The organism is Gemmiger sp. An120, from assembly GCF_002160955.1.
Classification (GTDB): Bacteria; Bacillota; Clostridia; order Oscillospirales; family Ruminococcaceae; genus Gemmiger_A; species Gemmiger_A avium.
In genome coordinates, this window is record NZ_NFLN01000011.1 from 82,605 (window position 1) to 106,083 (window position 23,479).

Below are 23,479 nucleotides of genomic sequence, written 5' to 3' on the forward strand. Positions count from 1 at the left end.
TTAAAACAAGGAAGCCTGATTAGGCTTCCTTGTTTTCGTATAAAGCGCCAATTAAACCCATTAAGGAAGTCTAATTAGGCTTCCTTGATCCAGGTGCCCGGGCGGAATCTGAAACACCCTGTTCTGAACAAGGATTGAAAGTCCGAATTATCGTATCTCACTTGTGATATTCTGGAAAAGGAGAAAAAGAATGTTGCGAAGAAAACCACCCCGTTTCCGTATCTTGCCCGTATCACAAACTGTATTTTGTGAGGCAAGAAAAGCCTTATAACATGAGGCTTTTCGCGGCGTGATGCGATTTGTGGCAGGGTAAGGCTGTTCTTTTCCACGGCGTAGCTCTGTTCGTATTCTTTTGAACCGCCCGTTCGATTCCATCTATGTCCACTCAAAGAACACCGCATTATCGTGCCGAGGATGACGGCAATGGCAACCCAAAGAGGCACATCTCGGTTTGAAACCATGCCTCAAACACGGAGGTTATTGCCACACTATCATCGCACAATATGGTCTCTCCCAGGAGGTGTCTAGCTTTGCAAGCATAGCGTTTGGATATCCAAACGCTGTTTGCCTTGGGCGAACCCAAACCCCTGGCAGACGAATCTACATGTCAAGAATCTCCCACGTAAGTCGAACTGCCTCATAGGTGGTTTTGATAAGCAAGGATATCATAAACGATATCCTTGGCGCCGGAAGAACCAACATACCCCTTTCAAAGGATATCGAAAACGATATCCTTGTATGTCGCATGCATTGTGAACGGACATGGTGCGCGGAGAATCAGGGTAGCTGTTTTGAAGAAGCGGCGTTACAAGTTCAATTCCGGCGCCCTTCTTCTTCAAAATAAAAACATTAACAAGGAGGAATGTGAAAGAGGACAATTATCACGTTCGTAAAACACCAAATGATACAATAGAGAGGATGTTGCGATGAACCAAAACCTGAATCTGTATACGATGCAAACTTTGTTTGAGCAACCCGTGGAACCGGTGGATTTCATTGTGGAAGGCTTGCTCGCACCGGGACTATACATTTTGGGTGGTTCGCCTAAGGTGGGAAAAAGTTGGCTGGCATTGCAGCTCTGTCTGGCGGTGTGCGACGGGACGGCCTTCCTTGGACGTGCTACCCACCAAAGCGAGGTGCTCTATCTGGCATTGGAAGATGGCCCGCAGCGACTGCATTCCCGTGCGCTGCGCCTCACCCAAACCGCACCTTCCGGGCTTTACCTTTGCGGGCAGGCGTTGCCTATCGGACAAGGGCTGGAGCCGCAGCTGGAACATACGCTGGACGAGCATCCTGATATCCGTCTCGTTATTCTGGACACCTTGCAAAAGGTGCGTTGCGTGTCCGGCAGCGGGATGTCCTACGGCTCGGATTACCAGGATGCGGCGGCGCTCAAGAGCATCGCTGACCGCTACCATGTTTGTCTGCTGGCAATCCACCATTTGCGCAAGCTGCCGGACGAGGATCCGTTTAACCGGCTGTCCGGTACGAACGGCTTGACGGGTGCGGCGGACGGTACCCTTATTCTGGTACGTCCTAAACGACAGGAGAATGTGGCGGTACTTACCGCGACCGGGCGGGACATTGAAGACCAGGAGGAAACACTGGAGTTTGACGATTGCCGCTGGAACCGAACGACCGACCCGGAACAGCTTCAGTTTGGCCTGCTTGTCATGCTGCTGCAAAAACTGCTTCGGCAGGATGCGTTTCAAGGCACTGCAACTGAGCTGGCTGACTGGCTGGGAAAGGAAGGCCTGCTCTTTGGGCCGGCACAGCTTTCCCGGTATCTCCAGAGTCGTGGCCGTCAGCTGGCAGAAGCGGGAATTGGGCTGGAAGTGAGCCGTACCAACAGCAAAAGGTCCCTTCGGCTCTGGCTTGGTGACAGAAGTGACGGTTGTGACGGCATTCCCGGAGAAGAAATCGCGGCGAATATGCTGTCACTGCCGTCACCGGCGTCACAGGCTTCGTAATGGGGGTGAGCGGAATAGCGTCCATCAAACAAAGAGGCGAACGAAAATTCAAGATCACCGTCTGCAACGGGTACCGCCCCGGAGGACAAAAGCGGATGCAGAGCCGTACCATCGACGTGCCAAAGGAGATCCCCAAACGCAGCGTGATGCAGTACGTCTACGCAGAAGCCCAGAAGCTGGAGAAGCGGTTTCGCTGCGGAATGGACGAAGACGACCGAACCACCTTTGAGCAGTATGCTGAGAGCTGGCTCAAACGCCAGACTCATTACAAGCCCAGCACCCTGGCTGGCTATCAGCGAGAGCTGAAAATCGTCTATACCTACATCGGCGGCATCGCACTGAACAAGCTCCGTCCGCTGATTCTGGAAGAAATGTGTGCGGAGCTGCGCAAACGGAAAAAGCGCAACGGCGAACCGGTGTGTGAAGACACGGTTCGCAAGTATCTCCAGACGGTCTCGGCGGTACTGGAAGACGCAAAGCGGAACGACATTCTGCTCTATAATCCTGCCCATCGGGTGCGGGGCATCCGGGTGGAAAGAAAGGTGCAGCCCATCCCCAGCGAGTTCGAGATGCGCAAATTGTTGCAATGCATTTTGCAGGAGCCGCTCCTCTACCGGGTGTTTTATCTGACCGCCATTGCCACCGGGATGCGCCGGGGCGAACTGTGCGCCCTGCGCTGGAACGACCTGCACAGCGGCGGGGCAGTGTTGGTGCAGCGCTCCCGCAGCTCGGTGCTGGGGCAGGGCATTGTGGAGAGCAGCACCAAAAACCACCGCGCCCGCACCGTGGTGATTCCGGATCTGGTGCACGACTACATGGGTGAGCTGTTTCTGGAGCAGGCAAGAGAGGGGAGAATTATCCGCCCGGATGACTACATCTTCTCTACCGCCGAAGGGCCGGCCCACCCGGACTCTTTTACCCGGCGGCTTCGCAGGCTTTACCAGAAGAACGACTTCCCCGCAGAGTATCATCTGCACACCCTGCGGCATTTCTTCGCCACCTACCTGCTGCAAAACAATACCAGCAAACAGGTGGCGGCTGACCTGCTGGGGCATGCGGATACCAGCTTTTTAGAGCGTACCTACTGCCATCCCCAACTGGAGAGCAAGCAGCAGGCGGCGCTCATCTTGGAGAGCATGCTGGAACCGGCGGAACAAGAAGCCTGGGAGCGGGAACAGCGCGAAGCGCAGTGTATGAGTGCGGCAAACTGAACAGCAGGGGCGACGGGCGACCGTCGCCCCTGTTGCTGTTGATGAGGCAGAGTAAAATGCAGAGCCCTCTTCTTGTTGGATTTGGTGATAGATATCTGTCGCAGTTGTCGGTATGCTTTGTGGTACCAAAACACAAAAGGAGTGGTCAACGATGGCAAGCATCCGAAAACGCGGCGAGAACAGCTATCTGCTGGTGGTGTCCCGCGGGTACGATTACCAGGGGAACCGTTTGAAGCCGGCCCAAAAGACGGTCCATCCACCACTGGGCCTGACGGCGAAGCAGACGCAAAAGTGGCTGAACGAGCAGGCGGTGCTCTATGAGCAGGAGGTAAAGCACAGCCCTGCGCAGCCGGTGGACCGCAGCATCACCCTGGCCAAATACATTGACATCTGGCTGGAACAGGTCGCGCCCAAAAAACTGGCGGCCAGCACACTGTCCCGAGACAGGCAGGACATCCGCCGCATCCTACCGGCCCTTGGCCACTACAAGCTGACGGAACTAAACAAGGAAATCCTTCGAGATTTTTACGATGCCATGCGGCAGGTGCGTAGAGAAAGCACCGGAGAGTTTCTAGCAGAGGGAACGGTGGAAGGAATCCACTCCTGCCTGTGTGGCATCCTGTCCGACGCAGTGGAAGCCGGTTATATCACTCATAATCCTGCGTGGCGGGCCTACAAAAAGAAGGGCATCTCCAAGGAGCGGCCGGTGGCGGACGAAGAAACAGTGCAGCGGCTTATCGCGGCGCTGGAGACCCAGAGTTTGAAATACGAGGTGTACTACAAACTTATCCTTGCCACCGGAATGCGTCGGGGCGAAGCCTGCGGTTTGCGCTGGTCGGACATCGACTGGCGGCAGCGGGCGCTGCACATCCGCAGAAACGTGGTCAAATTGAGCCGACAGCCCATTATGGTCAAGGAACCCAAGACCAGAGCGGGGGTGCGGGTGGTGTACCTCTCCAAAGATATGTGTAAGCTGTTGCGTGCTTGGGAAAAAGAGTGTCAATGGGAAAAAGAGCAGCAGGGAGACGATGAACTAACGCCGGATGAATACTTGTTCCAACAGTCCAATGGGAACCCAATGGTTCCATGCACCTTTACCTACCGCTTCAAAATGATTCTGCGGGAGAACGGCCTGCCGGACGACCTGAATGTGCACAGCCTGCGGCATACAAATGCCAGTATGCTCATTGCCCAAGGGGTAGATGTGCGTACAGTGGCGGGTCTGCTGGGCCACGCGCAGCCCAGTACAACCCTGGACATCTACAGCCATGCTTTCGACAAAAACAAACGCCTCGCCGGGCAGAAGCTCAGCGAGGCGATGGGGCTGTGAATGAATCTTAAAAAGAAGGCGGTTGGAAAAACAGAGGCGTGCGAAAGCAACACAACTTTTGTGGAAGCCTGCACGGTTAGTAACATTGAAATGTAAATGGACATATACTAAAAACTTCTAGCAATTGTGGTAATAAATTTTTCGGCATCCGAAGATTCGTATTCCTGTTGAATTAAATCGAAAACACGCTCTAAAACCTTTCGCTGTTCCATTGTGAGTTTCAGATTGATATTTAAAGCGCGATACTTAGTTTGAGATTTCTTTTGGTCAATTAATGACGATAACCTATCCATATAGTCCATTTCAGCGACTATTTCAGATTCGCTACTGCCTAAAAAGTCACTTTCTGTAATCTCCTCTGCGTAGCTATAATCTTCATAACAAAGATCATTTACATCTTCAAAAGATTGAGCTTCTACAACTGCCCTTTTTTCTCTTGAGAGGCTCCTTTCGTAAGATATGCGACGGATATCTTTTGAAACAGAAAAGGCCCATTCCTTGAACATCTCAATTAACTCATAATATGCCTCGTTCTTTTCAAAGTCATCTCGACGTGAATTCGCAATCAAATCAGGATCAAGAACATATAATTCACCCATGATCCATCCATTAAAGCGATCTTCCTTGAAATACGAATTGCAGGTCGATTTGTCTCCGATCAGAATGTTACCCTGGCGCACACGGATCCCTTTTATAGCATTATCATTAATAGTTCCGTAAAAAGCAGTGTGGGCATACCAAAGAACTGCACTTAATGCTTTGCCTCTATAAAATTTCTCTACGCGAATATCTTGAATGCTGTCTGTGATCTTTTTTACACGATCCGAAACAAAGCGATCAGAGTAAGGTTTATATAGTTCCTCGCCATTAAGGCAGATGCAGTATGCAGGAACAGTATATCCCGAAATTCTTAATTTTTCTTGTATTATACTGCTCCATTTGAAATCTTTCCCAAACGGAAGAGGGGAATGCTGGATTAAATAATCACGTACACGGCCTTCATCCATTAATCCGCTATTACTTGTCACGCCAAGCATTTTTACTTCGAAATAGTGTCGGCTTGCTTTTTCAGCAAGTGCTTCGACAGAGATAATTTGGTTCATGACATCATGTACACTAATATTGTCTTTACTCGAAGTAAGCAAAAGCTCCCTTAACAACTTGGCATTATAATGGATCAGAGTCTTTGTATTCTCGCCAGAGAAAGATGTGACGAAAATGAGTTCATCACAATACCCTAAACCGGCCAAGCGTCCGATTCCACGAAACCCTCTATTCTGAGCTCTTCGTTTATTTGAATTGCCGATGTCAATAAGAGTTGAGATGGCTTCTTTTTGGCAAAGTCCATGGCCATTATCGAAGATTGAGAGAGAGTTCTTTTCGAGATTCAGATTTATTACGATTTCAAAATAATCGGGCCGTTCAAGTCCTTCAGCAATAGCAGTATCTATGGAATCTGCTGCGTTTTGAATATATTCTCGATAAAGATCGAGAGGCGAGGCATACATACCATTGGTAAGGGACTCTAGGGTGTATTTCCCTATTACAAGTTCGTGATTCATAATTATACGTCATATATTGAGAGTTGTTTGTAAACATTGGTAAGCTGCTTATCTAGTTCTTCAATAATATAAGTAGCACCAACTTCCCCCTCCGTGGCATTCATTAACACCGCGGACTTAAAGCTTTCGAAATGCTTTAGAAGGAGCTCTCGTGTGGTCCTTTCATCTAAGGTCTTGATAGAATTAATGATCCTGTTCCTCTCTCTGCGGTTTAGAATTCCATACTGAGAATACATGAACAGACATTTGATAAGTTCAAAATCAAAGAAGAATTTCTTTATCATAGTTTGAACTTTTGACAGATTATGGACAACAAAAGGAAGTTCTTCAGCTTCATAATCTAAGAAGTTAAGGATATCAACTACTACTTTTTTGTCCATGACTCGGCATATTCCTAATAAAGAGGAATAAGGAACTCTTCCGTTCGTAATATACCTAATCAAACGTTGATACATAATTGGGAACTCGTTTGTAATATAATCAACGTAGATTTTTCGGTCATTTTCCGATTCCATAGAAAAAGCCTTTAACATCGTTGAAGTAGTAAAATAATGAATAAATAGCTTTTTCTGTGTAAGATCGGATAAGGCGACAAAACGGTCAATAGTGGTATTGTTATCCCCAATTGTAGAAATAAAAGTCTCACGGGAATCTCCCAACATATCGAACAAGCGATTCCATTCTTTCAAATAGAGCTGGTTTTCGTCCCATACTGCTTTTCTTGCTTTAATTTCACCTGGGGTTTCATTTTTATGGGGAATAAAATCTCCTCGCCATCCAAGGTGGCTTTCCGGCATTGCTAAGGCTCGAACAAACTCCTCTGGAGTTTTCCCGAAATCTGCCTCGAAGAACGATCTAGAGGAAACTCCTTTTCCTTGTGTAGGAATCAGCATTCTTTGTAAGGCACGAAGATATTTTGGGTTCCAATGTGTTCCTACAAAACCTCGTTTAAGATCTTCCAATGGAATATATCTCATCGGGAAAGAGAAAATGGCCACTTTATGTCCGGTACTTTTAATCAATTCTTCTTGCAGGGCCATGGAGATATGCATACGCTCATATAAATCTTCAGGAGTATCTGCATGATAGCTGTGCCCTTTCCCAGTAAAATCCACGCCATTGTAAAGCAGGTAGTTCGACATATGCGTGATGCCGTTTTCAGCGCAAAGACGGATAGCTTTCTTATAAGCTTCGGCATCTTCAATATGATCAAAGGCAATTCTGGCAGGCCTTATCGCTAATTCTCCAAGCCTTTTTGCCTTATGCGGGGTTAGAAGAAATGCATCTAACCCTTGGTTGAAATCAACAAAGCGTTGTACACGTTTTTTAGTTTTAGGATTTATATAAGTTGCACCTTTTGCAAACCCCAAGTCTTTTATCTCATCGATAATTTCATCAAATCTCGGAGATCTAAGAACATTATTATCCATAAGCAACAGATCCTTTTTAGGCCCAAATTGCTCATCAACTCGCCGTACAGTGTCTGTGATTGAAATATACGGATAATACTCAGGTTCGAGGGTTTGAACTGCACAAAAAGCACATTTCATGCCGCAGCCACGTGTCATGTATGTGAAATATGCATCGTGTGCAGGGTAAACATATTCGTCGGCAATATCATCTAAGATGCCATAATCAAGAGTCAATCTGTCAATGCATTCTTCATGTTCAAGCCCTAGGGTACCTTTTTTGTCCAAAAGGCCCGGGTTGTTTTTCACCGTTGGAAAATTTTCAGCAATCAACTCCGGCATCAGAGTGGCTAAAATTCCGCCAGTGTATACTTGAGAAGGATCTTTTACCACACTAAGAGCATATTCTAGGGCCTCTTTAGTTTTTTGCCATTCAAAAGTAAATAGAGTAGTGACGTAAACCCTATCCCATTTTTTTTCCTTAAATGCATCAGGGAGTTTACCTTTTGCAAAACGCACATAATCATGATGTATATATTTATGGAAATAGGAAATTTTCATTAAGCCAATAGGTGGATACTTATTTGCATATCCTGGCTCAAGTAATAAAATGTCTGCCATCGGGTTCCTCCAAACACAAGCATATTTGACTTGTGGTTTATAGCGGCTTCTCGTAATCAATTACATATAAATAAAAACGAGCTCTGGTTAATGCAGTGTACTGAATAGCTCTAATATCTTCTGATTTGGCTTCACCTTTATAAGTATGGTTAATAAAGATTACGATATCTGACTCCAAGCCTTTGAAATCTTCAACTGTTGCAAATACTATTCCCCCTGGAATTTTTTTAGACAATGAGGTTAATGGATATCCTCCTACATAGCTTACACCATTTAGCACTGAGTGATCCAGTCCCAGATTACTCAAAATCACAATTTTCTCAGAAGAGACGCCTTCCTTGTTAATCAGCTTATTAACAACTGAATCGACAAACGAAATCACTGCTTGCTTTCTTGTTAGTTTTCTTACATCGGGCTGTACACCTTCAATCTGATTTACTAAGGTGTCAGTGCCTAGAGCAGTTCTTTCTAAGGTGTATTGATAAATGTTGGAGGTGTTCCGAATATTATATCTAAGGACAAATGGCTCACTATCGATAAAAAACTTATCTCCAAAATGGCGTGAAAACACGTTTTGGCTTTCGTCATAAAATACATATAGTGAACCGTTTTCTTTCATTAACAGATTTGCACAGTACGCCCAGTCTTCGGTAAAATCCTGTGCTTCATCAACAATTATTAGATCGTATTGTGGCAAGGTAGGTAGCTGTTCCAGTAGATTAGCATATTCTTTGCAACCATTTACCACTGGGGCAGTTTTATATGCAGCTCCAAGAATTTTTTGGGCAAATTTATCAATGCTATAAACATCTGCTCCATCTATTCCTATATGCTCTTTTACTCGGGCAGCAAGGGTTGCATTATAACAAAGATAAAGCGCACATTTTCCGATTAATACACAGCGTTTTATCTTCTTAATGCCAATCCAGGTTTTCCCCGTTCCGGCCCCACCTATGATAAATGCCCTGGGATAATGCATCAGTAAATCGATAACAACGTCTTGGGTTTGATTTATTTCTGCAAGTTCTCGCTCCTTATCTTCAATGAGTGCACCCGCAGCAATAGAAAGTGCTACCCGCTTATTGATTAAACCAATAAACTTTTTTTGAGCATCGGGAGACATAAAGGAAGCGTGTCCACCACGTTTGGTGTTAAAATACCGGAAAATTTCGACAATTTTCGGTTGCAGATTTCCCATATCCTTAATGTCGATAGTCAGAGCAAGAGGGGATTCCACTGTGATTGGTATAGAAACTGCAAATTTGGGAAAGGCCACAGCATTCCCATAAATTCCAGGATATGCTATCTCGAGCTCATCTTCATAGTATCTTTTGAAGAATCGCATGCTTTCTTCAGCCTGTTTATACGGAGAACATCTTAGCTTCCGATCTCCGCCATATTCCTCAAGGAACCATGTGTCGTTGTCATCCACATAGATCCCATTACCGCCTTTGCATTCAACGCATAAAAAGCCGTAATCAGGATTGAAAATTAAGAAATCACATTCGCTGTCTATTCTTTTTCCGTCTTCTTCGGAATACCAACGAACAGAGAAGAATACATGGTACTTGTCACTAAGTTGATCTCGGCATGCATTGAAGAAAGATTCTTCTGATTTGACATGCTTCCTTCTGGTTATATCCGACGGGTGCATGATGGCCATAATCTATTACTCCCAAAAACCTTTGAGTCGTTCTTGTTCCTGTACATCGAAGTATCCACAGAGATAGCTTCGATCCAAATCTTTATTAAAGTGCTTGCAAGAAACCTCATTTAGGAATAAACATCCCGCACATGCTTTGTCATGGTTAATACAGATCGGATCAAAAATACATTTTTTGGAGTTTTCTTTGGCATGTTTTAGCCATTTGTCAAACTGCGACTGAAATGCGCTATACAAAGCCCCCATACTAAATCCTTGAGAATTTGCACAATAGATGAAAATCGCAGGAATGTTTGGTAGTATGTATTCGGACAAAGAACTTTTGTCAAGGCCACATACTTCAGCAGCTTCTCGAATTAGCGCGTGAGAAATACTATGAATTAATGTATATACGGCCTTTGTTATTCTCCCTTTATCACTCGTATTATCGATTTCAGTAAATGGGGTAATCAATCCAGCCTGAATTCTATCCAAAAACCACAACTTCAGATCGTATTCGCTCTCTGATTTTGGCTTGTCTAAATCAGAAATAAATCGGTTTTCCAAAAGCCAATCAATGATACGTTTTCTGTCTATTTCAAAAAGAACACCCTCTGTCTCCAAGCGAGCAGCATAAATATTTCTTCTTTCCATTTCTCGAGGGAATCCCCGCAATTTGATACGGTCACCGAATTGCTCTTTTCTCGTATATCCATAAGAGCAGAATACGATAGGGACACTGGAGCACAACTGGACATTTGAAAATCCAAATCTTCTTGCCAATTCCCTATAGTTCGGCTTTATACCATCATTGATGAGTTCTGCATCATCCGCCGCTTCCTCAAGAGACAAAGTTACTTTGGCGTGAAACAGTTCATTATATTCTAAAATTGCTTCGGCGATAGGAGTGTATTCCTCTGGAATGCTGATTGATAACCCATTCGATACTTTACCTATCGCCTCAAAAATACGAGTGTTCGGATTACCGCGCCGCTTAGCATCAATTACTGCCGCGATGGCGGACTCATCGATGCCGAGTGCACGATACGAATCGGCTTCGGCTTGAAGTGATTTTTCAAAATCATCTTCTCGTGTGAGGCTACCCTTTGCCACTATGGCCTCATACTGCTCTGGGGAAACTAAACCAAGATAATGAGAAACAACAACTTTTTCGCCTTGATAATCCGTTTCATTATCCAGAAAAACGTCTTTTCTCTTATCAAGGAGGTCTATCAAAGTTACTGTGGCGGGGATAAAGTGGGAAGAATCCAGTGCAGGACGTATTTCTAATGGGTTATGGCAATCAGGGCAAGTGTGAGACATAACGGCTTTTTTGCCGCATTTACTGCACACAAAGTCGGTTCCACTACCTCGACGGTACATATACTTCGTGCCATGCTCTGGATTTTGACATTTGGGAACATAAATTCCGTCTGCATAACCGCACCTGCAAAAACGGATCATTTTTATTTGCGTCATGTGCTTCCCGCATTTGTCGCAAGGCTGATGCTCTCGACGCTTGAACTCATCATATGAATAATATTGTCTTACTCGTCCACATGAACTACAAGCAAAAACCCACGGTTTGACTGAAGTATGAATTGCCGCGATAGTATCGCTTACTTTTGGAGTAAGCACCTCATAGGATTCTTCATCAATAGTTGGAGCAAAGTCAACAACAGCAGCTTCGCCCTCACTACTATGTTCGATAAATTCATGAACACGTTGATTAACAACTCGGAGCAATCGCTTATTATTAATTCCTGCAAGCTGTATACTATTCCAATAATCTACATGAACGGCGTATGTTACTCCGCCCCCGCTTTGAGTATAATCGACCCAACTGCCAGGTAGATACTTATAGAGGGCTTGTTGAACACCGCGACGCATCTTTTTTTCTGCCATATATGTATCCCTCCTTTATTACCTCATTTCTACAATAATTTGTTTGTCGGTATCGCGCAGGCTACTCATAACATGACAATAACACCGGTCAAACGCCTCTGTCAGATAAGTTCTTGCCTCGATTGATCCGTTCTTTAACGATATTACAAGATTATCGATAATTCTATCAATTGTAATGCGATATAGTTTTCCAATAGAACTATCATTATCTGAACACTTATAGATTTGATATGCGTGATTTTTTAACATTTCTGCTGTAATTGCACCGCTAGTTAAAGCCTTTTTTAAGTTGCCAAATTTGCTTACGTCGCCAACGGTAAACTGTAGTTCATATTCGTAGTAATTTAGGATAAGACTGGACAATACCCCGGGAAGAGTATTTTCAACCGCTTTAGTTGCCCAACGATTTATAGAAACAGAATCAACCAAGATGTCTTTATACTCGTGGAATTTAACGAAGTTTTTCAAATAACTTTGATCTTTTTCACGTGATGGTCTCATTATATCAATGACGACACCCGTGTGCTTACGCCCGACGCGAGAATAGGCTTGAATGTACTCAGCAGTGTTTCCAGGCATACCATAAAAAAGCATTAGATTGAAGCGATCTGCGTCAACGCCATGAGAAATCATGCTTGTAGCAGCAATCATATTAAAGTCTAGCTTGTGGATGACACTTGGTGTGTGTTCAATTGACGACAGGGTGGCTCTTACTTCTTGGAAAGTATCATCGCCGGTCATTTTTTTTGCGATTAACGGTTGAATGCCTTCCGCAATAAGCTCGGTGTTAATAGGGTCTGCTAGTGCTTGGAGAACGCGATTGCTTTCCATTTTTACGTTATTGTATTCAAGAACAATCCAATAGTCCTCCAGTAACCTTAACGCAGCAGCTATTTTTTCCTCTTGCGAGCCCTCAAAATCCATTCCTGGAATTTCAAAAATTTGCTCGGGTTTCTGATACAAATCATAAACAACGCGCTTAAGGTACTGTAACGAATAAGCAACGCTATTTACAATAGCTTTTCCGAAAGGTGCGTAACCTACAATGATACGGCTTATATCGTCTTTGTCTATAAAAGAATAAAAATCATGATCAAGATATGGTGAGGCAGCAGGGAAACGTATTGCGTTTTTCCAATAAAGATGCCGGGCTTGTTCAGCATAGGCGGAAATAGTTGCAGTAGCTCCAATTACCTTGATTCCTCTATTGCAGCCGGATAAATGGCGAATAAAATATTCAATGAGTGTCTCGTAATGAGAATCGTATGCTCCAAGGGATTCTTTAATCAAATGCAGCTCATCTTGAATTAATAATGTTGGTGCAGGGTCCTTCATTCGAACACGCTGAAATTCAGAAGGAGAACAACTACATTCATCGGCCAAACATTTTGTTCGTGCTGTGTATCCGTGTTTTGGACATTTATAAGAAGCTCCACACAAAAGATTGTGGAACCGCATATTTAATCCAATTGCTGTCATTTTATCAACGGTTGAAATGATAACACTTGGAATATATCTGTAAATGTCCTCATCCACCAAAAAAAGTGGTAACCGCCCACCAGAGGGACATGCTTTATTTGTGCAAATATGGAGCAAAGAGTTGGCTTCGTCGTCGTAAACCACATGAACGGTGTTCGAGCCACAAAACGGGCAAACATCCAATAAACGATATTTCCCATCGATTTCCTCAGTAGAAAGTTCCTTCAGCGTTTTTCTCAATTCTTTATCGATTTTATTGGGGGTGTTTCCTTCGCCGACAAAATAGCCTAAACTGAAAGTCTCACCGCCAAGATTTTCTTCGACTCGAATTTGTTCTGCAGTTGCTAGAATATTCGACACGCGTTGAACCTGTTGGATCGAAAGGAGCCTAAGCGGATATTTAAGCATGGCAGTTACGCCACACTCTTTTCCGCGTAATCTGTCAAAGAAAAGGTTGAAAATCAAAATGCCTAAAAAGGCTTCTGTTTTACCGCCACCGGTAGGGAAATATAGTATATCAACGTCATCCGTCTTGGCTTTTCGTTTAATCTCGTCATCTAAAATTAACTCTGGTTCGTTTGCGGTAATATCAAGGATAAGCGAAACAACAAATACAATCTGGAAAAGACGCCAACTGTCATATCCTTTTGCAGAGCGCTTGAAGGCTTGGTTCATGTATTTGAAGGCAGTGCGTATCATGTGATAACTATCAATCAGTTCCACACCTGTCTTGAAGCGTTTGATTTCCAAACGGAAGGAATTTATTTCGTGCTCAAACTGCCGCTTCCCGTTTGGAGTGAGTCCATTCTTAGACGCAAAATCAGCTTCCCACGAACTTAATTCGTTTAACATACTTTCGTAAATTGAGTTTAGCGTACTAACAGGATCTCTAATCAGATCATCAAACTTTACGGCCATAGAATTATTCGTTTTAAGACGCTTTTGAATAAAAAATGGCACGTGTACTGTTTGGATTACGGTATTATCTTCTACGCACTCTACATTACAGTTGTAGCCAAGGGCATAGACGTATTTATCATACTTATAGTCATCTGCAAAATAGTCCAACTCAACAGGAATCAGTTTCCCATTATGCACTTTTACCTTGATGCCGGAATTGAACAAAGTATTAATTCGATAAGGATCAGCCTTTGCCGCTCGCATTTTTTTATCGCTTGTTTCATCGCCAAATGCGGTTTCATTACTTAATGCGATGGTAATATCCAGATAATCTTCCACTCCCTTAACGTCGACAGAAATGTCAAAATCAAAACGGGAGAACATTTCAAACTCTTCGCGCGCAATTTGTTTCTGCTTATATTTTTCCCATGCGTCTGCCGTGATGAGGTTATCGATAGTAAGCCTATCTCGGAATTGACAAGGTATAACTCCAGAATATGCCTTGACTTCGGAACACAAAGAGTCGACTATTGCGTGTAACGCTTTTTTAAAAGATGAGTCTGGTGCGAGTCTACCACAATCAAATTGCGCATTATAAATATCTGAGATCTTTAGGGACAGAAATACCGGCTTTCTGTCAATTGCAATTTTTTTGTATATAGGGAGAAGAGATACTTTGTGCTCAAGCATCTCTTTTGATAACCCACCTGACTGCTTCTGTGTTATCAAATCTTCAAACGTTGAAATTTTCTGATCTGTAAACGTAGAAAGGAAGTCTTTCAAGAAGGCCTGTTTTTGCTGCTCATAGGTTGGAATAATCCGAAAGAAAAAATTGCCTTGTGGGAATACATCCAACTCTAGATTATCCATGTCCGCTTTGGAAACTCGAAAATTCACGCCGATTTGCTTTATTAAAACGCTAGATGAAAAAGTATCAGATGCGCTTTGTGGAGACAGCTTACCAACATAGATTCGATCGTTAGGGTTGTAGCCTACTATTGTATCAATCTCGGTCCCAGATATGGAAGCGACAAATCGCTTAACGATTTCTTGGGCTAATAGCTCTCTATTATTTGACATTAATTCCACCCCGTTTCTTTAAAACGATCCTCGACAAATTTTGATTTGAGTCCAAGTTTGGAAAGCAGCAGGTTGTAGATTGTCTCGTATAAACTGTTACCCAGATACTCTTTATGAATAAGTATTGATTGTAAGGCTGATAACCACTCAGGATACCCCTCGATATTACACTGGAGAGAAGATTTTACTTCGTCTTTAGAGGGGGCTTCGCGTTCACTTAGTATGGAAAAAAACTTAAGGGAGTCTGGCAACGGAAATTTTTTTTCGCCATGAGCTGCAAACTCAACTATTGCCATACGGGATGCTTGTCCTCCGGATGACGTCTGGAGTATAGAGCGAACGATACCTCTACCGTATTGCTTATGCAAAACAGTATAGCCTTTATCTAGACTGACTGCAGGTTTTGGCTCATGTACCCCAGAGCACTTTCCTTCTGCCATTTCCTTGAAATGTAAAAGGACCATTTCAGTCCATTCTTTTATTTGGGGCCAATCTTTAAAATAAACGCTGGTGGATATTTCCAGCAGCCATATTAATAATGCAACATCTTTAAACTCAGAAATCGATCCTGGATATGATAGTTCCACCGTTTTTAGCACGGTATGATAACGCCTAAACCTTACTTTCAGATTTTCATCTGGAGTCTTCATGAGCTCTGCGAGAAATCCAGAATAATCGTTGTCTTGGGAATATTTTGCAGATTCTTTTGAGAGTTCGGAGACGCAACTATTGTTTGATTTGGGAACATATTGAAAGGGAGAGGAAAGCGCCTCTTCTCCATCATCTAAATCCAACGGCTCTACAGTTAGAATATTTGATGCAACAATTTTTCCTGCACCGTATGCGGTCTCGCCACAAATTATATTCTGATGTGTTTTTGCATTCTCCTCTATGGCGAGAGTTTTGCCTACAATGATATTACCATCTGCGATAACGCTATCTGCATCAATTGACTGTGCCACAATTCGATCCTGGCAGATTACAGATTTTGCTTGGATGTCCTCAGCCCAAATATCATTTTGAACAATAAGAGCACCAGAGATATTGCATTGGCCCAAACAAACAAAACGGCCCTTAATATCCATTTCCTCGGCGACAACGTCGCCGAAGACAATTAAGTCAAAGAGCGCAGATACTTTTCCGGCACAGTGCAAATCACCCGAAATAATATAACTTGCCTTAAAAGTAATATCATCAGAAACATTGATTTCGGGGAAAATAAACTTGTTTTCAGCTTTTAGCGCATCTTTGGTCCTATCATCATACAGCATCATATTTTATTCTCCCATCGCGTCACGAAGCAAATCCATATATATTGACTCACCTCTAGGTGCTGACAAAATAATCGTCAATTCATCTTTAGCGCGTGTACATCCTGTATACAAGAAATTGATGTTCTTTTTAAAGGCTTCCTGCTTTTCCTCTAATTTTTCTTCAGGCAAACCGTCAAAATCTTCAAGAATCTGTACTTTTTCATGGAAACCAAGTGGTCTGAGTCCGGCTAAAATCACGGCCCTAAAATCCAAACCAAGAGAGCCTTCGATCGTTGCTATTGTAACTCCGCGCCGGGAACCGTACGTTGAGCCTTCTGGTTCCCCATGAATTAGAATGGATGGAGTTTCCCAGTTCTCTTTATAAAATATCTGCTTAATATAGGGGAGAAGATTATAATAGTGAGTTTTCCAGCCTTTTGTTGTATATGATCGGCGGTTATATACAATTACTGCGATATCCACTTCACTGTAGCCCTTTTTAAGAAGCTCCCGAATAGCAGAGCAAATAGCCTCCGCTTCCCCTTCATTGCTCAGCTCATGCACCATAGATAATGTGGGTTTATTGCCCTGGCGATATGATGTCCCACGCAAGAAGAGCTCTGGGTCGGAGGTGAAATCAACACCGAGTTTTGCACCCAAGGCCTTAGCACAATTAACATATCTATCAATAGCATCGTTAATCGGTTTGGAATTTCTATAATTTGTCTCGATGGGAAGTGTTTTTCCGCGATACTCTGGGTAGGCGCTCCCACCGCCTTGCCAAGGGGCTTTGCCATGCTTGATATTATTCTTTATGTCCTGAGACTTGTCCCCGGCAATCACAAAATAGTGGTCGCTATCGTTCTTACTTTTCAGTAAGTTAAAACAAAATCTGTACCATTCTGGCTTGAAAACCTGGACCTCGTCTATAAATATTCCGTAGAATCGTTCCTTAATATGACCGGCAGCTAATGCATTATTAGCTTTTTCAAATAACCTATCATAGTAATCATTTTGTTGATGGGCATAATTGGTTGGGAGAGAGAGACCATTGCTCTCCAAAAGCTGTTTGCAGAGGCCCAAAAATGTAGTGCATTTTACGTTTCTGTCGATAAAACCCGCTTGCGAAATTGCCCACTGATAATAGTTGTTAAGATTACGGTTATAGCAAGTAATCAGAAAATTTTCACACGGATTTAAACTTGCAAGCTTAAAACATTTGGAAATGAGTAAAACACTTTTTCCACTACCTGCACAAGCTAGAATTAACTGGTTGCCCCTATTAATCCTGTTAACGATATCGATTTGCCAATTATCAAGTCGATAAGACTGAACAGCACGATCCATTTGTGATAGTGCTGCTTCATTGATCGAAATTTCTGTGTGATCATCCAAGATGAATTTCCTAGGAATCGTAATCTCAGGACACAGTCGTTGGAAAATATTGTTTACGATTTCTTCTTTAATTTCATCAGCTGGGGAAAATCTTTCTAAAAGCAGCGTTTTCCCTTCCTTGCGCAAAAGCTGGATGTCATTTTTGAAAAGCACATGTTTAAAGCAAAATGCTTTTTCGGCTTCGGACAATTCAGACTCGATCTGTGGAAGATTAATGTTGGGGAAAACAAAGGTGATATTAAGGGCAAATCTTAGGTTTCCGCTCTCTCGAACTAAATAGTTGCTTCCTTCTAATTTCGACTTAATATCACTTTCTAAAATAGAATAAACCAGGGGATTTCCAAGCGCTTTGATGGTTGTAGAGGTGACCAGGGGAATATCAGTATCAAAAAATCGAAGTAACAGTATTCCTTCTGATACGATTAACATGTTAAAAAGTTCTGCTTTGCCTTGACCTGCATCTCGTTTTCTTGGGTTAATATGAAGAACATAGTAGGCCAATTTAGCTCCGGAGAACCCCCTTTCGATGGTTCTAAGGAAAGACCGTTCGTTCACTGATAGATCCAACTGGTCATATTTTTCAGGATATATCTGCATTACTTTTTCCCCTTCGTTGTAATCTCGCTGAGGAATTCTTTATAAAGGCTATCAACGGTTTCTCGCGAAAAATTTCGTGTCAGCACTTCTAACATTGCCTGGATTATTTTCTTTTCGGCTTTTGAAAAATCCGATGTAATAGTATTCTTGGCACGGTAATTTGTTGACTGTATTACTGTTTCGCCGAGCTCTTCTAGTGTCTGAATAAGCTGGACTTTTTGTTGGACAACCTCTGGAGCGGCAGACTTTGGGATAATACGTAATTCTTTTTTTATGGCCTCAAGTCCTTCAACAATCTGTTCCTTTTCAAACGAGGAGTTGAATCCGGTAGTTAGTATTGTTTCTGCTTGGGCGATTGCTTTTCCTGCCTTCTTGATAGTTTTGGCGGCGGGATTATTACGCGCCTTAGATGCGGCGCGTATCTTGTCGGACACTTCGGAACCAACGGTTGCCCGAATACCATTCTCAAACTGAGCAAAAGTATCATTTCGCTCAAAATCATCTCGCCGTGCATTGGGGATTAAGTTTTGGGATATGATATAAAGCTCTCCTGCCACCCATCCATTAAAACGAGATTCCTTGAAATAGGGAGATAATGTTTTAGCCGTTCCAATAAGTATATTTCCTAGACGAACTCTAATACCGGATAATCTATCATCCGCCAAAGTGCCGGAGAATTCACTGTCCGCATACCATCCACAGGCCAGAACAATACCGGTATTATCGACGACATCGAAGAACGATATGCCATTGATCTCGTCTCTTGTGATGCCTGCTCTTGAAGAGACATCAAGCGTCAATTTGTAGGGCTTATATAATTGTGTCAGATGCTCGAAAGAATGGCCAATAAAGATAGGATACTCTGCGATGAAGACACCTTTTGCTTCAAGATCCTGTTTGATGGTACTTCCCCAATAAAAGTTTTTTCGATAGGGAAGTGGAGCTACTTGAGATATGTAGTCTTTGACCATATCTAAATCTAGAAGGCTTGCTATATCATCAACGTCTTCCATTTTGACAATAAAATAATGTGCTGCCTCCTGTTCTTCAAGAACATTAACAGAGGTAACGGCCTCAATAACGCTCTGCAGTGTATGCTCATCACCCTGTCCGGGAATTAGTAATTCTCGTAATCGCTCACAGTCAAATGTAACGATTGTTTTGATATCTTCACCTTTGAAAGTAGTGCAGAAACTAAGTTGCTTGCAATATGAGAGTCCGCCTAAACGACCTATTCCTCGGAAGCCCCGATTGACAGTGTGGAGTTTACTTGAATTGCCAATATCTAAAAGAGTGTTTCGTGCCTTATTTCCGCATATACCAATTCCATTATCTTTAACGCTTATAACTTTCCGTTCATCGTCAATAATTATTTCAATACGGCTTTCTTCAACTGTAAGAAGTTTTTCCTCGATAGCCATATCAATGGCATCAACTGCGTTCTGGATGTATTCTCGAAAGCAAGATTCAGGCTCGTTATACATTCCCGTTGTCAGAGACTCTAATGTGAATTTACCAATAGATATTTCCATAAAATAAAATCCTTTCACTAATTTTATGGTTCGCAAGACGGCTTGCTTTTCATGTGTTCCCAGATTTAATTCTTGCATCCGCAGGTTTTACGGTATCTTTTGAAATTACCCAACACGAGCCAATTTTCAGTGCACTAGGGATTCTGCCATCAGTGCAAAGATCGCTTGCCCATCTTTTGGGAAGGTGCCATTTTGGGGATATTTGGGGATATTTGTCTAATTGATAAATTGTCCATACTTTTTTCCGTTTTTATTCTAGGAGATGATATATTTATACAATTTAATAGTACTCTAAACCTCTCGGAAAATCAATTTGTATAGTGTTCTATGTCGATCAAAAATGCGAGTTATATTGATTTGTAAGTTCTATCATCTTATAAAATCAGACGAAAACCTAAAAGAACGAGCCAGGCAACGGTGTGGAACCATGCACATTCACTTTCAAATTCAAGAAAATTCTGCGAAAGAACGGCCTGCCAGAAAATTTGAACGTGCACAGTCTGCGCCACAACAACGACAGTATGCTCATCGCCCAAGGCGTGGATGCCCGGACGATGACGGACCTGCTGGGTCACGCCCAGCCCAGCACCACCCTGGACATCTACAGCCATGCCTTTGACAAAAACAAGCGTCTTGCCGGACAGAAACTCAGCGAAGCGATGGGGCTGTGAGAAAAGCAGGGCGCGTGTCGCCGGCAAACGGCCTGTATCGCGCCGAATGAGGTAAGGGCGAGGGAACATACCATGGAAGCGAAACCCGCCCCAAACAGCGAATTTGGGGCGGGTTTGGAGGAACAGAAAATCGACCGAGAGGCAGCCCTGCCAAATCATATTGTATATGATTTGGTTTGTGACACAATGTGGTACAAACCAAAATCCATACAAAAAGACCGCTGCGTGAACACACAGCGGTCTTTTTGTGGTGCGCCCGACTGGATTCGAACCAGCGGCCTTCCGGGTCGGAGCCGAACGCTCTATCCAACTGAGCTACGGACGCACATCTATGAAAACCGTCCGAAGACGGATTCCAGCTATTCGGTTGTAAGTGGTCAAATAGTAGTCAGACTACCATAAAACCGGAGGATGCGATGCCGAAAAATGGCTCTGTTATGCGGTTTTTCAGTTGCGCCCGGTGGGGTGTCGGAGTTGTCGGAGCCGAACGCTCTATCCAACTGAGCTACGGACGCATAGCAACCTTTTACAGGTGCAGACAATATAATACCACACTTTTTCCCGGAGGGCAAGTGCTTTTTTGATTTTGAACCTAAATATCTCAGGTCCGGATGTGGACTATATTATAGTATAATAAAAAAGCGTAAAACTGCCCTCTGCAAAAAAAGAAGAAAAAACCTGAAAAAAGGTGTTGACATTCGGGTGGCAGAGTGGTAATATAATCGGGCACCCTTTGAGGGGGCACGGCGCTGAAAAGCGGCTCGAAAAAATCTCAAAAAAGTGCTTGACAAACAGCACTTCACGAGATATAATAAATGAGCTGCCCACCCGAGAGGGTACGGCGCACAGGACCTTGAAAATTGAACAATATCGAAGCTTGAACGGAACCCTTTTAAAGTGAGGAAACACTTGAAAAAATTCCAAACAAGTAATTCGCAGGACGCAAGCGATTGTGTCTGAGAATCACAGAGATTTAAATTCAGATAGTAATCTGGTTTAGATACCATTTACTAAAGAGTTTGATCCTGGCTCAGGACGAACGCTGGCGGCGCGCCTAACACATGCAAGTCGAACGGAGTTATTTTGGCTGAAGTTTTCGGATGGACGCCGGGATAACTTAGTGGCGAACGGGTGAGTAACACGTGAGGAACCTGCCCTTGAGTGGGGGACAACAGTTGGAAACGACTGCTAATACCGCATAAGCCCACAGAGCCGCATGGCTCAGGGGGAAAAGGAGCAATTCGCTTAAGGATGGACTCGCGTCCAATTAGGTAGATGGTGAGGTAACGGCCCACCATGCCGACGATTGGTAGCCGGACTGAGAGGTTGAACGGCCACATTGGGACTGAGACACGGCCCAGACTCCTACGGGAGGCAGCAGTGGGGAATATTGCACAATGGGGGAAACCCTGATGCAGCGACGCCGCGTGAAGGAAGAAGGCCTTCGGGTTGTAAACTTCTGTCGTAAGGGACGATAATGACGGTACCTTACAAGAAAGCCACGGCTAACTACGTGCCAGCAGCCGCGGTAAAACGTAGGTGGCAAGCGTTGTCCGGAATTACTGGGTGTAAAGGGAGCGCAGGCGGGGAGGCAAGTTGGAAGTGAAAAGCGTGGGCTCAACCCACGACCTGCTTTCAAAACTGTCTCTCTTGAGTAGTGCAGAGGTAAGCGGAATTCCCGGTGTAGCGGTGGAATGCGTAGATATCGGGAGGAACACCAGTGGCGAAGGCGGCTTACTGGGCACCAACTGACGCTGAGGCTCGAAAGCATGGGTAGCAAACAGGATTAGATACCCTGGTAGTCCATGCCGTAAACGATGATTACTAGGTGTGGGGAGATTGACCCTCTCCGTGCCGCAGTTAACACAATAAGTAATCCACCTGGGGAGTACGACCGCAAGGTTGAAACTCAAAGGAATTGACGGGGGCCCGCACAAGCAGTGGAGTATGTGGTTTAATTCGAAGCAACGCGAAGAACCTTACCAGGTCTTGACATCCGATGCATAGTGCAGAGATGCATGAAGTCCTTCGGGACATCGAGACAGGTGGTGCATGGTTGTCGTCAGCTCGTGTCGTGAGATGTTGGGTTAAGTCCCGCAACGAGCGCAACCCTTATCGTCAGTTACTACGCAAGAGGACTCTGGCGAGACTGCCGTTGACAAAACGGAGGAAGGTGGGGATGACGTCAAATCATCATGCCCTTTATGACCTGGGCTACACACGTACTACAATGGCGATCAACAAAGAGAAGCGAAGCCGCGAGGCGGAGCAAACCTCATAAACATCGTCCCAGTTCAGATTGCAGGCTGCAACTCGCCTGCATGAAGTCGGAATTGCTAGTAATCGCGGATCAGCATGCCGCGGTGAATACGTTCCCGGGCCTTGTACACACCGCCCGTCACACCATGAGAGCCGGGGGGACCCGAAGTCCGTAGCCTAACCGCAAGGAGGGCGCGGCCGAAGGTAAAACTGGTGATTGGGGTGAAGTCGTAACAAGGTAGCCGTATCGGAAGGTGCGGCTGGATCACCTCCTTTCTATGGAGTCAGGCAGGCACTGACCAAGGTCAGTTGTCTGGTACAGGGTTAGAGTGAGAGCATTCGATATTGTTCAATTTTGAGGGCCCTGAAAAGGAACCTCAAAAAAAGAGAGCAAGCAACCGAAGCGCGAAGAGCGTGGGGGTATAGCTCAGCTGGGAGAGCACCTGCTTTGCAAGCAGGGGGTCAGGAGTTCGAACCTCCTTATCTCCACCAATATGGGCTCATAGCTCAGGTGGTTAGAGCGCGCGCCTGATAAGCGCGAGGTCGGTGGTTCGAGTCCACTTGAGCCCACCAGTGGCGATGAAAGAGGAGAGGCACGAAACGCGCTTATACGAAGTATAAGCCATTAAAGCGTTGAGTGACTCGAGTCTTGAAGCGCCAACA

Annotated in this window: 12 protein-coding genes, 3 tRNA genes and 1 rRNA gene; 7 read left to right on the forward strand and 9 right to left on the reverse strand. The window is 44.2% G+C overall.

Going from position 1 to position 23,479, the window contains the following annotated elements:
- Positions 1 to 926: 926 nt before the first annotated feature.
- The 3 genes from B5E65_RS10450 to B5E65_RS10460 all read left to right on the forward strand — a co-directional run bounded on the left by B5E65_RS10450 (position 927) and on the right by B5E65_RS10460 (position 4,511).
- Positions 927 to 1,970: an AAA family ATPase gene (locus B5E65_RS10450; RefSeq protein WP_087171713.1), complete on the forward strand. Its 1,044-nt coding sequence runs from the start codon at positions 927 to 929 to the stop codon at positions 1,968 to 1,970.
- A 95-nt stretch (positions 1,971 to 2,065) separates the two neighbouring features.
- A complete protein-coding gene (locus tag B5E65_RS10455) occupies positions 2,066 to 3,181 on the forward strand; it encodes a tyrosine-type recombinase/integrase (RefSeq protein WP_158098568.1) in 1,116 nt (371 codons plus the stop codon).
- 151 nt (positions 3,182 to 3,332) lie between these two features.
- Positions 3,333 to 4,511 (forward strand): tyrosine-type recombinase/integrase, encoded by a 1,179-nt coding sequence (locus tag B5E65_RS10460; protein ID WP_087171715.1) that lies wholly within the window; start codon positions 3,333 to 3,335, stop codon positions 4,509 to 4,511.
- A gap of 107 nt (positions 4,512 to 4,618) precedes the next feature.
- Here the strand turns inward: B5E65_RS10460 and B5E65_RS10465 are convergent, their stop codons facing one another.
- Genes B5E65_RS10465 through B5E65_RS10500 form a run of 8 tightly spaced genes read right to left on the reverse strand, consistent with a single transcriptional unit; the run spans position 4,619 to position 19,886 of the window.
- Entirely contained in the window at positions 4,619 to 6,073 is a 1,455-nt protein-coding gene (locus tag B5E65_RS10465; RefSeq protein WP_087171716.1) for an ATP-binding protein, read from the reverse strand.
- A 2-nt stretch (positions 6,074 to 6,075) separates the two neighbouring features.
- Positions 6,076 to 8,103, reverse strand: coding sequence for a radical SAM protein (locus tag B5E65_RS10470; RefSeq protein WP_087171717.1), 2,028 nt, complete (start codon positions 8,101 to 8,103; stop codon positions 6,076 to 6,078).
- A 37-nt stretch (positions 8,104 to 8,140) separates the two neighbouring features.
- The gene (locus tag B5E65_RS10475; RefSeq protein WP_087171718.1) at positions 8,141 to 9,766 is read right to left on the reverse strand and encodes a nuclease-related domain-containing DEAD/DEAH box helicase; all 1,626 of its coding nucleotides are present in this window, start codon (positions 9,764 to 9,766) and stop codon (positions 8,141 to 8,143) included.
- 6 nt (positions 9,767 to 9,772) lie between these two features.
- Positions 9,773 to 11,650: a DUF1998 domain-containing protein gene (locus B5E65_RS16040; protein ID WP_143403004.1), complete on the reverse strand. Its 1,878-nt coding sequence runs from the start codon at positions 11,648 to 11,650 to the stop codon at positions 9,773 to 9,775.
- 18 nt (positions 11,651 to 11,668) lie between these two features.
- Positions 11,669 to 15,109, reverse strand: coding sequence for a helicase-related protein (locus B5E65_RS10485; protein ID WP_087171720.1), 3,441 nt, complete (start codon positions 15,107 to 15,109; stop codon positions 11,669 to 11,671).
- Positions 15,109 to 16,383: a hypothetical protein gene (locus tag B5E65_RS10490; protein WP_087171721.1), complete on the reverse strand. Its 1,275-nt coding sequence runs from the start codon at positions 16,381 to 16,383 to the stop codon at positions 15,109 to 15,111. Before B5E65_RS10490 ends, B5E65_RS10485 begins: the two co-directional genes overlap by 1 nt.
- Positions 16,384 to 16,386: 3 nt before the next feature.
- Positions 16,387 to 18,354 (reverse strand): DEAD/DEAH box helicase, encoded by a 1,968-nt coding sequence (locus B5E65_RS10495; RefSeq protein WP_087171722.1) that lies wholly within the window; start codon positions 18,352 to 18,354, stop codon positions 16,387 to 16,389.
- Complete coding sequence (locus tag B5E65_RS10500; RefSeq protein WP_158098569.1) at positions 18,354 to 19,886, reverse strand: ATP-binding protein; 1,533 nt, start codon at positions 19,884 to 19,886, stop codon at positions 18,354 to 18,356. Before B5E65_RS10500 ends, B5E65_RS10495 begins: the two co-directional genes overlap by 1 nt.
- A 419-nt stretch (positions 19,887 to 20,305) precedes the next feature.
- Between B5E65_RS10500 and B5E65_RS10510 the strand changes: the two genes are divergently transcribed.
- Entirely contained in the window at positions 20,306 to 20,557 is a 252-nt protein-coding gene (locus B5E65_RS10510) for a tyrosine-type recombinase/integrase (RefSeq protein WP_087171724.1), read from the forward strand.
- 248 nt (positions 20,558 to 20,805) lie between these two features.
- On the opposite strand, the gene B5E65_RS10515 is transcribed toward B5E65_RS10510, so the two are convergent.
- A tRNA-Arg gene (locus B5E65_RS10515) sits at positions 20,806 to 20,882 on the reverse strand.
- A gap of 682 nt (positions 20,883 to 21,564) precedes the next feature.
- On the opposite strand from B5E65_RS10515, the gene B5E65_RS10520 reads away from it, so the two are divergent.
- The 3 genes from B5E65_RS10520 (at position 21,565) to B5E65_RS10530 (ending at position 23,389) form a co-directional block, all read left to right on the forward strand.
- Positions 21,565 to 23,092, forward strand: a 16S ribosomal RNA gene (locus B5E65_RS10520).
- Between the two features lie 140 nt (positions 23,093 to 23,232).
- Positions 23,233 to 23,308: transfer RNA gene (locus B5E65_RS10525), tRNA-Ala, on the forward strand.
- Between the two features lie 4 nt (positions 23,309 to 23,312).
- Positions 23,313 to 23,389, forward strand: a tRNA-Ile gene (locus B5E65_RS10530).
- Positions 23,390 to 23,479 lie beyond the last annotated feature (90 nt).